12 protein-coding genes are annotated in these 13,285 nt (G+C 64.1%); 2 read left to right on the top strand and 10 right to left on the bottom strand.

Translation table 11 applies throughout. The annotated features are described in order from the left end of the window. Positions 1–170: 170 nt before the first annotated feature. Together D3260_RS00405 and D3260_RS00400 are read left to right on the top strand one after the other, a co-directional pair. Positions 171–491, top strand: coding sequence for an SCP2 sterol-binding domain-containing protein (locus D3260_RS00405; protein ID WP_120096522.1), 321 nt, complete (start codon positions 171–173; stop codon positions 489–491). Between the two features lie 370 nt (positions 492–861). Further along, on the top strand, positions 862–1,656 hold the full coding sequence (locus tag D3260_RS00400) for a class I SAM-dependent methyltransferase (protein WP_158583325.1): 795 nt from the start codon (positions 862–864) through the stop codon (positions 1,654–1,656). Positions 1,657–1,713: 57 nt separating this feature from the next. Here the strand turns inward: D3260_RS00400 and D3260_RS00395 are convergent, their stop codons facing one another. From D3260_RS00395 to pstS, 10 genes are all read right to left on the bottom strand, one after another. Continuing rightward, the gene (locus D3260_RS00395; protein ID WP_120096520.1) at positions 1,714–2,241 is read right to left on the bottom strand and encodes a gamma carbonic anhydrase family protein; all 528 of its coding nucleotides are present in this window, start codon (positions 2,239–2,241) and stop codon (positions 1,714–1,716) included. 104 nt (positions 2,242–2,345) lie between these two features. After that, positions 2,346–3,020 (bottom strand): tRNA (adenosine(37)-N6)-threonylcarbamoyltransferase complex dimerization subunit type 1 TsaB, encoded by a 675-nt coding sequence (gene tsaB / locus D3260_RS00390; RefSeq protein WP_158583324.1) that lies wholly within the window; start codon positions 3,018–3,020, stop codon positions 2,346–2,348. Beyond that, complete coding sequence (locus D3260_RS00385) at positions 3,017–4,945, bottom strand: ATP-dependent DNA helicase (protein WP_120096517.1); 1,929 nt, start codon at positions 4,943–4,945, stop codon at positions 3,017–3,019. Before D3260_RS00385 ends, tsaB begins: the two co-directional genes overlap by 4 nt. After that, complete coding sequence (locus D3260_RS00380) at positions 4,942–5,559, bottom strand: tetratricopeptide repeat protein (RefSeq protein WP_120096516.1); 618 nt, start codon at positions 5,557–5,559, stop codon at positions 4,942–4,944. The genes D3260_RS00385 and D3260_RS00380 overlap by 4 nt, the downstream gene beginning before the upstream one ends. Before the next feature lie 385 nt (positions 5,560–5,944). Then, entirely contained in the window at positions 5,945–8,383 is a 2,439-nt protein-coding gene (gene mrcB / locus D3260_RS00375) for a penicillin-binding protein 1B (protein ID WP_147418064.1), read from the bottom strand. 54 nt (positions 8,384–8,437) lie between these two features. Beyond that, positions 8,438–9,178 carry a phosphate signaling complex protein PhoU gene (phoU, locus tag D3260_RS00370; RefSeq protein WP_120096515.1) on the bottom strand — a complete coding sequence of 247 codons (741 nt, stop codon included), beginning with the start codon at positions 9,176–9,178 and terminating at the stop codon, positions 8,438–8,440. Between the two features lie 23 nt (positions 9,179–9,201). Beyond that, positions 9,202–10,086: a phosphate ABC transporter ATP-binding protein PstB gene (pstB, locus tag D3260_RS00365; RefSeq protein ID WP_120096514.1), complete on the bottom strand. Its 885-nt coding sequence runs from the start codon at positions 10,084–10,086 to the stop codon at positions 9,202–9,204. 63 nt (positions 10,087–10,149) lie between these two features. Beyond that, positions 10,150–10,983: a phosphate ABC transporter permease PstA gene (gene pstA / locus D3260_RS00360; RefSeq protein WP_120096512.1), complete on the bottom strand. Its 834-nt coding sequence runs from the start codon at positions 10,981–10,983 to the stop codon at positions 10,150–10,152. 3 nt (positions 10,984–10,986) lie between these two features. Then, the gene (gene pstC / locus D3260_RS00355) at positions 10,987–11,958 is read right to left on the bottom strand and encodes a phosphate ABC transporter permease subunit PstC (RefSeq protein ID WP_120096511.1); all 972 of its coding nucleotides are present in this window, start codon (positions 11,956–11,958) and stop codon (positions 10,987–10,989) included. Positions 11,959–12,102: 144 nt separating this feature from the next. Then, positions 12,103–13,167 (bottom strand): phosphate ABC transporter substrate-binding protein PstS, encoded by a 1,065-nt coding sequence (gene pstS, locus D3260_RS00350; RefSeq protein ID WP_120096509.1) that lies wholly within the window; start codon positions 13,165–13,167, stop codon positions 12,103–12,105. Positions 13,168–13,285: the final 118 nt, after the last annotated feature.

Raw genomic sequence — 13,285 nt, 5'->3', positions numbered from 1 at the left:
ATGTAATTGCGGCTTGACTCGGCTCGTTGACGATCGTCGAGTGCCGGTCGCGTGCCCTGGGCGCGTCGGGCAGCCGCCATCAAGAAGCCTTCCGCCACGTCTTGGCTGGAAAATACGGCGCGTTTACGCCACCATGGCGCGCTTGTCGCTGCCTGCCCCTATCGATCGCGATGAATGACGCGCGCGAATTCCTGACTCGTCTGCCTCTCTGTTTCAAGCCGGAGGTGGCCGGCGATCTGTCGATGACCGCACAGTACATGACACGGCATCCGGTCTATATCGTCATCGACGCTGGCCACTGCCAGGCGCATGAAGGGTTGGCGGAGGCTCCGGATGTGACCCTGCACATCCGCGACGATCATCTGATCAAGCTCATGACCGGTCGCATGCATGGTCTGACCGCGTTTCTCACCGGCAAGATCAAGGTCGAGGGCAACTATATCCTCGCGCAGAAGCTCCAGCAGGTCTTCGACCCGAAACGCATTCTTTGAGCGACGTGTCCCGGGCCATATCGGATCCTTTCGAAACTCGTGATATCGGCGGCGGGCACTACATGAGCTCGTCGGCGCCGGGCGGGATTTGTGGTCCAACCCGAAGGGACAAGTGCCCCAAAATCGAAAACACGACGGCAATCCAGCGTTCCAGCACGCTGGCGCAGCATGACACGCTATGCGTGCTACGGCTCGTCTTGCCGCCCATCGTCAATTTCAAGGCGCACTTGGCGCGGACTCGCACGAAACATCAACAGGCCCTAGTCCCCCGGACTGGCGCCACCGACAATCGATCCAGGCGGCGCTGTGTCGCGTATCGGCCCGTCGAGCCCGTGATCGTCCGTACCCCGGCCCGCCGAGTCATCATCTCGTGAAGACGACGAGCGACGCTCACGCACGACAGACGGCAGTCTGGCTCATGAACGAGGCCGCCACGGCAGCCGACCATGCAACGGCGAGATGGCTGGCGTTGCCGGTCGTCGCCGAACCGCCTGCCCGGGGCTTCTACTTGGCGCGTGACGTCGACGGGCTGGCCCTGCACCGGGCTGACGACGCACGTGCACACCCCGTACGCTGCGATCTCGCCGAGGCCGTGGCGCAACGTGCCCGTGGCGTTCGGCAATCGCCACTGGCACGTGCCTGCGGTCTGAGGCGCGCCGCCGGCTTGCATGTGCTCGACAGTACGGCCGGGCTGGCACGGGATTCGGCGGCTCTCGCGGCAGCGGGCTGTACCGTCCAGATGATCGAGCGACACCCGGTGCTTCATGCCCTGCTTGCCGATGCGCACGCGCGTCTCGACGGCCTCGAGCATGCGACAAGCGCCACGGCATGGGCCATGCGCCTGGCCCCGCCGGTCCATGCCGATGCCGCGGCCTGGCTGGCAGACCAGCCTGCCGGCGATTTCGACGTGATCTATATGGATCCGATGTTCGAAAGCCCGCGACGCAAGGCCAAACCACAGAAGGCACTGGCCTGGTTGGCCGATCTCGCCGGACACGACGGCGACGCGGACACGCTCCTGGCGGCGGCCCGGGCGGCGGGCGCAGGCCGTGTCGTTGTCAAGCAGCATGCACGGGCGAAGCCGCTGGCGCCGCCGAGTCATCAGGTCGAGGCACGCGCGGTGCGCTTCGATGTCTATCTGGGCGCCCCGGCAACGCGCACCTGATGCCAACCCCGGCCTGACGACCGGCTCGCGATACGCCGCCGGCGCGGCGCTGCCCCCTCAGTCGATGGCCTGCAATTCCGCGGCAAAACGTCGCCCGTTGTCGACATAATGGGCCGCGGAGCGCGCCAGCCCGGCGATTTCCTCACGGGTGAGTTCTCGTTTGACGCGTCCCGGCGCACCGATCACCAGCGCGTTGTCGGGGATATGCTTTCCCTCGGGAATCAACGCACCGGCACCGATCAGGCAATTGCGTCCGATCACGGCCCCGTTGAGTACGACGGCCTGAATACCGATGAGGCTGTTGTCTCCAACGGTGCAGCCGTGAAGCATGGCCTGATGGCCGACTGTCACGCCCTCGCCAACGCTCAACGGATAACCGGGATCGGTGTGCAGCACCACACTTTCCTGGATGTTGCTGGCCGCCCCGATATCGATACGCTCCTGGTCGCCTCGTGCCACGGCATTGAACCAGACGCTGGCCCCCGCACCGAGCCTGACATCACCAATCACCCGCGCATTGTCGGCAATGAAGTAGTCGCCGTCTTCCGGTACACACGGTACGCGATCTGCCAGACGATAACGCATATCCTGCTCCTTGGCTGGGTCGATGAAGCCTGTCTGTGCCCTACCATGCCTGCCGATACGGCGAGCCGCGAGCAGTGCCCCGGCAGCCGAGCCGAGATCAGGCGCTATCGCTGACCGGGTTTACGGGCGACATCGTCGCGCACGTACACCGGTACCGCGCTGCTGGGCGCGATCCGGTCCGCCGTCGCGAAACGCGGTACGGCGCAGCGCGCCACATCCAGTGCATGCGGATACAACAGCGCCTGTGGGACCTCCGACGCCCCCACTTTCGGCACCAGCGCCCAGCCGTTGCCCGCCCGAACGACGTCCGGCATCGTCGAGAGCGTCAGATCCGCGGGCGCGAGTACCCGTTCTTCGGTCGCCGCATTCGGCCAGTCGGTGCGATGGAACGTCGCCGTGTAGATCTCGCCCATGCGCGCATCCTGAACGATCTGGGCGGTGCCAGCCTGCGGTGCGTGATCGAATGCCCGACGCGCCAGCACGGCGAGCGTGGAGATACCGACCACCGGCAACCCGGTCGCCAGCGACAGTCCTTGCACCAGGCCGGCCGCGATGCGCAGGCCCGTGAAAGCACCGGGCCCACGCGCAAAGGCGAACCCGTCGAGCGCCGCAAGGCTCAGTCCGGCCTCGTCGAGCAACGTGTGGGCGGCGGGCAACAGGCGATGCGCATGTTCTCGCGGGGCGATATCGAAGATTTCACGATCCAGCCCGGCCGCCGCACTATCGTGCAACGCGACCGACAGCGCCTCCGTCGAGGCATCGAAGGCCAGCAGTCTCACGAGGCACCGGCCGTGGCATCGGGCGTCAGGGCACCGACGAAATCGCAGGCCGAGGCGCGCTGGCGCGTCACGCCCATGGGCGGCAGACTGGCCCGCACGATCGGCCCGTAGCGCGCGGTGTACAGGCGTGGATCGCAGATCGCGAGCACACCCCGATCATCGGCATCGCGAATCAGTCGGCCGACGCCCTGTTTGAGCGTGATCACGGCCTGCGGGAGCTGATAATCCATGAACGGGTTCTCGCCAGCCGCCTTCATCGCATCGAAACGTGCCGCCAGTACCGGGTCGGCGGGCGAGGCGAAAGGCAGCCGATCGATGATCACCAGACGCAGGCCGCGACCGCGCACGTCCACGCCCTCCCAGAAGCTGCTGGTCGCCACCAGAACCGCATTCTCATCGGCTCGAAAATCCGCCAGCAGCGCGGCCCGAGAGGCCTGACCCTGGACGAGGGGCTCGAAGCCCGCCTCAGCGAGGGCCGCGCCATAACGGGATACGGCGCGATAACTGGTGCAAAGAACGAAAGCCCCGCCCTGCGCAGCACTGACCAGTGCGACGATCTCGGCGATCACGGCGGCGTCGAAATCCGGCGACGAGGGTGAAGGCATGCGCTGCGGGCCGTACAGCAACGCATTCTCGCGATAATCGAACGGACTCGGCAGAATCTTCTCGGCCGCCTCGAATACGCCAAGCCGCTGGCAGAAATAACCGAGCGATTCCTTGACTGACAGGGTGGCCGACGTGAAGATCCACGCCCCGGGCATGGTGTTCATCGCCCGGGCAAAGGGCGTGGCCACGTCAAGCGGCGTGCTGTGCCAGATCCAGCTGCTGCCCCGGATCTCGAGCCAGCTGACACGATCGCCGTCATTATCGGCGGTTACCGTGGCCAGACGCTCTCGCATTTCGGCGGCCCGCTTGGCCAGATTGCTCATGCCCTCACTGCGGCTGGCCACGGCCTCGAAACCACGCTCCACGTCGCCCAGGGCAGCAATCAGGGCATCCCGTGCGCCGATACGTACGTCGCTTGCCAATTCCTGCCAACCCTGTGTCGGACCGGCATCGGCCAGCGTATCGACGAATGCCCGTTCCCGCTCGGCCAGCGTATCGATCTGGGCACGACGATCGGGCATGTCGCCGCCGAGCGAGTCCAGCTCGGCGCGGCCGTCACGCGCGAAATCACGCAACTGGCGCGAGGACAGCGCCTGGCCGAAGAAACGACCGGCGATATCGGGGAGCTTGTGGGCCTCGTCCAGAATGATGGCGTCGGCGCCGGGTAATACTTCGCCAAAGCCGGATTCGCGCAGCGTGAGATCGGCGAACAGAAGATAATGATTGGCGATCACAAGATCGGCCGCCTGCGCTTCCCGCCGGGCGTGCAGTACCCAGCACTGTTCGTACAGCGAGCACTCGGTACCTAGACAATTGTCCGTGGTGGATGTGATACGCGGCCAGAGCGGGTCCCCGTCGCTGGGATCGCCGAACTCCCCGATATCGCCCGTCTGCGTGCGCTTGGCCCATTCACGTACGGCGCGGATCTTCGGCGCCGTATACATGTCCGTGGCCCCTTCGGCAACTTCGAGCCGATGCAGACAGAGATAGTTCGCGCGTCCCTTGAGAACGGTGACGTGAAAGGACCGGCCGAGAATCGTCTGGGCCAGCGGCACATCCTTGTCCGCGAGCTGGGACTGCAGATAGCGCGTGGCCGTCGACACAATGGCCTTGCGGCCCGAGGCCATGGCGGGCAACAGATAGGCGAGCGTCTTGCCGGTACCGGTGCCGGCCTCGACCACCAGGCGCGTCCCGTTATCGATGGCCTCGGCCACGGCCTCCGCCATTTCGGCCTGGCCGGCGCGGGCCCGATAGCCCGGCAGATTTTTCGCCAGCTGCGCGTCGTCGGCGAACAGTGCGGCGCCTGCCGCCGCCGTCATTGGCCGTATTGCGAAGCCGACTGACGGTAACCGACCGCCCGGGAGCGCGCCTCACTCGCGCCCTTGGAATCGCCGGTGGACTTGCGTGCCTCGGCGATCAGTTGCCAGTTGCCGGCCGCCACGAAGGGATTGCTGCCAGCAACACTGTTGGATTTCATCGCCAGCTGCTCGGCCTGTCCGGCCTGGCCTTCCGATAGCCGTACAGCGGCCAGGCGCTGGTAGATGAACGGGTTGCGCGGGTCCAGATCCAGCGCGCGTTCCAGCGTCGCGGCCGCATCCTCCATGTGGCCGCCGTTGGCCAGTGTATCGGCCCGCTTGATCAGCGACATCACGGCCGGGCTGCTGACCTGAGCGGCGCTCTTGGGGGGCGTCGGCTCGGGCTGGGTCTGGGGCTGTTGACCGGTATTCCCGGTACTGCCCGGCCCCGCGGTCTGGCTGTCGGTCGCGGCATTGTCCTGGTCGTAATTCGGCTGTTGCTGCGACGGCAGGCGCTGTGTCTGCCCTGGCGGCCCCTGATCCGGCATGGGGCGTTGGCTACCGCGCTGCTCCGGCGGCGCGCTCGCGCATCCGGCCAGAACCAGACCGCTGGCGATGAGCAATGACAGACGTTTCATATCGGACTGCCCGAACGATGAAGGATGGTCGAAAAGACGCGCATGCTTGTCGGCCGTTCAGCCAGCGGCCGACGCGTCTGGCGGCCAGTCTACACCAGCCACGGGCTCCCGGCACGGCCGGTGCCACCGCGCCGCGCGCCTGGCCAACACGACTGGCCCGGGGTTCGTCCGCCGATGCGCCGCACCCGCGTTGCCGAGCTGAGCTGCCGATTATTCACGCCTCGGGAACGCCCTGCGGCCGAGACGGCGCTCGGATGCCTGGGGCCTGTTGACATGTCCCAAGTGCGCCGTGCCGGCGCTCATTTTCTTGCAAGACAAGGCATCGGGCGCGTACGGCCATCATTCTGCCGTAGCGCACGACAACGCCAACGAATGTTAACAGGCCCTAAAAAATCCGCTGGAACCAGTTGCCGCGATCCTCGTCCCCGTTCTCCCGGTTACGCGGGTTCGACTGCTGGCCCTGCTGAGCGTTGAGCCGCATCAGGTCGGTATCGCAGGACAGAAGCCCCTGGGGAACGAAGCCCTTGATGAACGGCACGGGCGTGGCATCCGGACAGTTCTGGCCGTGATTGAACAGCGCCTGCGGATTGGGGCCGGCGCCGTCGTTCGGCTCGCTCGGATTGAACACGAGCTGGAGCGGCACTTCGGCAACACTATCCGGTGGCGTGTTCATGATTCCGCGCGCATCGATATCGGCCATGATGCGCGACCAGATCGGTAGTGCCCCCGTCGCCCCGGTGAGCTTGGCGGACTGGTTGTCGTCACGACCCACCCAGACCACACCGACCCGGTTGCCGCCAAAGCCGGCGAACCAGGCATCGCGAAGATCGTTGGTCGTGCCGGTCTTGCCGGCCATCTGCTTGTCCCGATCGATCACGCGGTACATGCCGGCACCGGTGCCGTGACGGGCCACGCGCTCCATGAGCCACTGCGTGATATAGGCCGGCCCGGGATCGACCACCTGATGAATTTTCAGCGGGTACCGATTCAACGGCTTGCCGTCGCGCGTGGTCACGTCCTTGATCGCGCGCAGCGGCGTGTAGTAACCGCCGGTGGCGATCGTGTTGTACATCTGGGCGACATCCAGCGGCGACATCGACACCGAGCCCAGTGCGAGCGACGGCACCGCCGGCGCATCGCCCTCGTATCCGAGATCGTGCAGCGTATCGATGATGTTGGGGATGCCAACCGACAATGCCAGACGCGAACTCGCCACGTTCAGGCTGTGCTCGAGCGCGTAATAGGTCGGCACGGCCGGGCCGTGATTCTGGCGGGAGTAATTCTGCGGCGACCAGGTCTGGCCGTTGGCCAGCTTGACCGACAGCGGCGTGTCGTCGAGCGGCGTGATCGGGTTGTACTTGTCCGGGCTCTTCATGGCCGTCAGATAATCGACCGGCTTCATGAGCGAGCCAATCTGACGCTGCGCGTCGAGCGCCCGGTTGAAGCCGGCGAACCCGCGATCCCGGCCGCCGACGAGCGCCAGTACGTTGCCGCCTTCCACGCTGGTCACGATTGCGGCCGATTCCAGTGTCCCGGATTTCATGCCGCGCTGTTTCTCGACGCGTGCCAGCCCGTCGTCGACCTCCTTCTCGGCCGCAGACTGGACGCCCGGGTCGAGTGTCGTGAAGACGCGCAGACCCTCCTCGGTGAGATCCGAATTCTTGTACTGCCCTTGGAGCTGCTTGCGCACGAGATCGATGAACGCCGGATATTGCGTGTTGCCGTGCGCGGCGTTCGATGTCACGCCGAGATCCGTGTTCTTGGCCTTCTGCCAGGCGCTGTCGTCGAGAAATCCGGCATTGTGGAACATATCCAGCACCAGGTTCCGTCGGGCAAGCGCCCGCTTCGGGTATCGGCGCGGATCGTAATAGCTCGGCCCCTTGACCATCGCCACGAGAAGCGCGATTTCGTTGGGCTGCAACTCCTGGACCGGTTTCTGGAAATAGAAGTAACTGGCCAGACCGAAACCGTGGATCGCGCGCGAGCCGTCCTGGCCCAGATAGACCTCGTTGAGGTAGGCCTCGAGGATTTCGTCCTTGGAATAATGCGCATCCAGCAGAATGGCCATCAACGCTTCCTTGGCCTTGCGCGTGATGGTCTGCTGATTGCTCAGATAGAAGTTCTTGACCAACTGCTGGGTCAGCGTCGAGCCGCCCTGCACGATCGCGCCGGCACGGATATCGGCGATCGCGGCTCGCAGAATGCCGCGCGGCGACACGCCCCAGTTGGTCATGAAGTGCCTGTCCTCGACCGTGATCAGACCGGCCGGCAACATGGGCGGGACTTCGCCGAGCTTGACCAGGATCCGGTCCGAGCCCTTGGCCGGATAGATACTCCCGATCAGCATGGGATCGAGGCGGATCAGGGCCAGATCGCCCTTGTCGTCGACGGATTTCAGCGACGCGACGCCGTTGCGATCGAAGCCGAGCCGGATTTCGCGATCAGGCTGTTTACCATCCCAGAACTGGAAGGCGCGCGTATGGATCGACAGGCTCGATCCGGCATCGTCGTACGTGCCCTGGCCGTCGATCGAGTTCGCCTCCCGATAGCCCTGGCGCTGCAGTCGCTTCTCCAGCGCGTCCTTGGACATGTCGAGCCCGGCATAGAGTTCGAGCGGACTGGCATAAACCTTGGCCGGCAACTTCCAGCGTGTGCCCTCGAACTTGGTTCGCACCTCGCCGTCGAGATGCATCATGTAGAGCGCCAGCGCGGCCGCGCCCGCGCAGATCAGCAACAGGACATAAGGCAACAGACGCCGGAAGAAACCGCGGCGCGGCCGACCGCGCTTCGCGGATCGCTTGTTCGATGATGTTCGACGGGCCAAGGCGACTACCCACGCTGTGAAATCGCGCAGATAGTATCAAAGCGGGCGCCGAGATCAGCCACGCGACGGCCGAGTGGACCGGTTGGCCTCTTTTTCCAGTTCTTCCAGCCCCAGATGACGAACGTCGCGCCCGCCCACCAGATAGACGACGTATTCGCCGATATTCGTCGCGTGATCACCAATGCGCTCGAGCGCTTTCACGGCCCACATCACGTCGAGCATGTGACGGATCATGCGCGGATCCTCCATCATGAAGGTGATGCACTGGCGCATCACGCCCTCGTACTCGCGATCGACCTCGGCATCGTGTTGGGCAACGGCGATCGCCGCGTCCGTATCCATGCGGGCGAACGCGTCGAGCGCGTCGCGGACCATCTGGCGGACATGCCCACCAAGCTGGCTGATCTGGCGGAACGCGCTGGTCGGCCGCTCCTGGCCGGCCAGATGCATGGCCATGCGGCCGATCTTCTCGGCCTCGTCACCGATGCGTTCGAGATCGGTGATGGTCTTGGCGATCGCGAGCACCAGTCGCAGATCCCCGGCCTGTGGCTGGCGCTTGGCCAGGATGCGCGTGCAGTCTTCGTCGATGGCCACTTCCATCGCGTTGACCTTGTAGTCGCTGCGCGCGACGTCTTCGCCGAGACCGCCGTCACCATCGACCAGCGCCTTCACGCCGTTGGCGATCTGTTGCTCGACCAGCCCGCCCATCTTGAGCACGCGTTCGCGCACGTCCTCCAGTTCGACGTCGAACTGCTTGGACGTGTGGCGCTCGATTCCGACCTTGTCTATTTCCATGATTCAGCCTCGTCGCACCGGGGTCAGCCGTAACGGCCGGTGATATAGTCTTCGGTGCGCTTTTCGCGCGGATTGGTGAACAACGTGTCGGTATCGGCGTATTCCACGACCTCACCGAGATGGAAGAACGCGGTATAGCCGGCAACACGCGCGGCCTGCTGCATGTTGTGCGTGACGATCACGATCGTGTATTCCTCACGGAGCTCGTGGACCAGTTCCTCGATCTTGAGCGTGGCGACCGGGTCCAGCGCCGACGCCGGCTCGTCCAGCAGCAACACCTCCGGCTTGACCGCCACGGCACGCGCGATGCACAGACGCTGCTGCTGACCGCCGGACAACGCCGAGCCGTTGCCACGCAGCTTGTCCTTGACCTCGTCCCACAGGGCCGCCTTGCGCAGCGACCATTCAACGCGCTCGTCCATCTCATGGCGCTTGAGCTTCTCGTAAAGACGCACACCAAACGCGATGTTGTCGTAGATGCTCATCGGAAACGGCGTGGGCTTCTGGAAAACCATGCCGATCTTGGCGCGCAGAACGTTCAGATCCACGCTCTTGTCAAGCAGGTTCATCCCATCCATCTCGACGGTGCCGCTCGCCGAATGGCCCGGATAGAGCTCGAAGATACGGTTGAAACAGCGCAACAGCGTCGACTTGCCACAGCCGGAAGGCCCGATGAAAGCGGTGACCTCCTTGTCGACGATATCGACATTGATGTTCTTGAGCGCCTGAAAATCGCCGTAGTTGAAGCACAGATCGCGGACCGCGATCTTGCAGGGATTGTCTTTCGGGACAACGCCCTGGCGCGCATCGTCGCCACCGCTTTGGCCCTCGGTATGACCAACATCCGTATCCGTCGATGCCGGGGTCGTGCGGGCCGGTGTCTCGGTGTCGTAACTGTTTCGGGCCATTGAAGTACCGCCGGACGGAGATAACACGTTGCTTGAGGTCGACGTTGTCATAACTCGGCTCTCTTATTTGCTCGGTCGTAGCACGAAACGCACCACGACGTTGAGCGCCAGGATCGCGAAAGTGATCAGGAAAGCGCCCACCCAGGCCAGGTGATGCCAATCCTCGTACGGGCTGAGGGCGAACTGGAAGATCATGATCGGGAGATTGGCGATCGGCGCGAGCAGGTTCGTGCTGAAGAAATTGTTGTTCAGTGCCGTGAACAGCAGAGGGGCCGTCTCGCCGGCAATGCGGGCGATGCCCAGAATCACGCCGGTGATGATGCCCGACAGCGCCGCGCGATAGATGATCCGAGTGATCACCTTCCAGCGCGGAATGCCGAGGGCGGCCGCGGCCTCGCGCATCTGGTCGGAGACCAGACGCATCATGTTCTCGGTGATGCGCACGTTGAGCGGAATCATGATCAGCGACAGCGCGATGCCGCCGGCCAGGGCAGAAAAATGCCCCATCGTGACGACCACGATCTCGTAGACGAACAGGCCGATGATGATCGACGGCGCGGACAGCAGCACATCGTTGAAGAACCGCACCACGGCGGCGATCCGGCTGCCCCGCCCGTATTCGGCCAGATAGGTTCCGGCGAAGATACCGATCGGCGCCCCGATCAACGTGCCCACCGCGGTGACGATCACGCTGCCGACGATGGCATTCGACAGGCCGCCATCGTTGCCCGGTGCCGGGGTCGGCTCGGTGAAGACCTGCCAATCGATGTAGCCGATGCCGTGGCTGACGAGTGTCCAGAGCAACCAGACCAGCCAGAACAGGCCGAAGATCGTGGTCAGCACGCACATGGCCATGTTGAAGTGATTGATGGCCTTTCGTTTCTGATAGAGCGTCATGGCCTAGCGCCCTTCCTGGGCGGACAGACGGAGCAACAACAGGCGCGCGAGCACCAGCACGATGAGCGTGATGACGAACAGCACAAGCCCCAGCGCGATCAGCGCCGAGGTATAGAGTTCGCCCGTGGCCTCGGTGAACTCGTTGGCCAGCGTGGCCGAGATGCTGTTGCCGGGATAGAACAGCCCGTTCGGAATGCTGTGGGAGTTGCCGATCACGAAAGTCACGGCCATCGTCTCGCCGAGCGCGCGGCCGAGGCCGAGCATGATGCCGCCGATCACGCCGGTCTTGGTGTACGGCAGGATCACACTCCGCGCGACCTCCCAGGTGGTTGCCCCGAGCGCGTAGGACGATTCCTTCAGCACGGACGGCACCACCTCGAAGGTATCGCGCATCACGGCCGTGATGAAGGGAATGACCATGACGGCCAGCACGAGCCCGGCGGTGAATACCCCGATGCCGATCGGCGGCCCGGAGAACAGATAACCCACGATCGGCACATCGCCGAACGCGTCGTTGAGCCAGGGCTGCACGTAATCCGAGAGAAATGGCGCGAAGACGAACAGCCCCCACATGCCATAAATGATGCTGGGAATGGCCGCGAGCAGCTCGATGGCCGTGCTGATCGGCCGACGCATCCACAATGGCGCCAGTTCAGTGATGAACAGCGCGATGCCGAAGCTCACGGGCACGGCGATCAGCATCGCCAGCGCCGAGCTGACCAGAGTCCCGAAGATGGCAACCAGTGCGCCGTAGTCGTCGGTCACCGGATTCCACTCCGAGCTGACCACGAAATGCCACCCGAACTTGGACAGCGCCGGCCAGGCACCGATCACCAGAGACACGGCGATGCCCATGATCAAGGCAAGCACGATCAGGGCAGACACCGCCGTCACGCCGTGGAATATCCGGTCGCCGAACGCGCCGATCGCGCGTCGTTCCGGTGCCAGCGACTGGCCCGCATATTCTGCTGACATCTCGCTCAAACTCGTGCTCCTGCGCCGTGATTCAGCCGCTTTCGTGGCCCGGCCTGGACGGGTGGCCACGGAAGCGGCCGACTTGATGAAGCCGGCCGTGCCGGATGCACCCGCCAAACCGGCGAGTGCATCGAAGCAACGTGCTTACTGCTGCTGTTGCGGCGGCCAGATCGCCTGACCGTTATTGCCCTGGATCTGATCTTGCCATTTCTGCTGCACGAGCTTGACGACGTTGTCCGGCATGGGCACGTAGTCGAGCTCATTGGCCATCTGGTCGCCGTTGGCATACGACCAGTCGAAGAACTTCAGCACGGCCTGGGCGACCTGCGGGTTCTTGGGCTGCTTGTACATCAGGATAAAGCTGGCACCGGTGATCGGCCAGCTCTTGTCACCCGGCTGATCGGTCAGCACCTCGTAGAAGCCAGGCGCATTCTGCCAGTCGGCGTTCGAGGCGGCCGCCTGGAAGTTGCTGGCGGTCGGCTCGACGAAGTTGCCGGCCTTGTTCTTGAGCTGCACGTAGGCCATCTTGTTCTGCAGCGCGTAGGCGTATTCCACGTAGCCGATCGAGTTCTTGATGCGATCGACGTAGGACGCCACCCCCTGGTTACCCTTGCCGCCGACGCCGGTCGGCCAGGACACGGCCTTGGCATGGCCCGGGCCGTTGGCCCAGACGTCGCTGACCTTGGTCAGATAGCTGGTGAAGATCCAGGTGGTGCCCGAACCATCGGAACGATGAACCACGGTGATCTGCTGATCGGGCAGATTGGCGTTCGGGTTCAGTTTCTTGATCGCCGGGGCGTTCCACTTCTTGATCTTGCCGGCATAGATCTCGGCCAATGTCTTGCCGTCAAGCTTGAGCTCGCCGGCTTTCATGCCCTTGATGTTGACGACCGGCACGACGCCGCCCATCACCATCGGGAACTGCATCAGGCCGTTCTTGTCCAGCTCTTCCTTCTTGAGCGGGGCATCCGAGGCACCGAAGTCCACCGTCTTGGCCTCGATCTGCTTGATGCCGCCACCGGAGCCGATCGCCTGGTAGTTGAGCTGAACCCCGGTCTTGTTCTTGTATGCCTGTGCCCACTTCGAGTAGACCGGATACGGGAACGTGGCGCCGGCGCCGTCGATCTGGTCGACTGCTGCAGTCGCCGACCCCCAGATCGAAAGCGCCGCGACCGCGGTCACCAGCGCCTTGTTGATCGTGAATCTCACAGAACTCTCCTTTGTCTCGTGCTTTGGCGTGACGGACAGCTCGTCGGTGCAAGCCCCCCGGGTAGGAGTTCCTATCGTAGTGACGCTCTGTGACAGCCATGTGACACGATCGCATCTG

It is taken from the genome of Salinisphaera sp. Q1T1-3, assembly GCF_003602005.1.
Lineage (GTDB): Bacteria > Pseudomonadota > Gammaproteobacteria > Nevskiales > Salinisphaeraceae > Salinisphaera.
This window is presented reverse-complemented; position numbering and strand designations above follow the sequence as displayed.

Coding starts and splice junctions, on each gene's coding strand:
- D3260_RS00405 (WP_120096522.1), top strand. CDS start 171: ATGAATGACGCGCGCGAATTCCTGACTCGTCTGCCTCTCTGTTTCAAG.
- D3260_RS00380 (WP_120096516.1), bottom strand. CDS start 5,559: ATGAAACGTCTGTCATTGCTCATCGCCAGCGGTCTGGTTCTGGCCGGA.
- D3260_RS00395 (WP_120096520.1), bottom strand. CDS start 2,241: ATGCGTTATCGTCTGGCAGATCGCGTACCGTGTGTACCGGAAGACGGC.
- pstC (WP_120096511.1), bottom strand. CDS start 11,958: ATGTCAGCAGAATATGCGGGCCAGTCGCTGGCACCGGAACGACGCGCG.
- D3260_RS00385 (WP_120096517.1), bottom strand. CDS start 4,945: ATGACGGCGGCGGCAGGCGCCGCACTGTTCGCCGACGACGCGCAGCTG.
- pstA (WP_120096512.1), bottom strand. CDS start 10,983: ATGACGCTCTATCAGAAACGAAAGGCCATCAATCACTTCAACATGGCC.
- phoU (WP_120096515.1), bottom strand. CDS start 9,178: ATGGAAATAGACAAGGTCGGAATCGAGCGCCACACGTCCAAGCAGTTC.
- pstB (WP_120096514.1), bottom strand. CDS start 10,086: ATGGCCCGAAACAGTTACGACACCGAGACACCGGCCCGCACGACCCCG.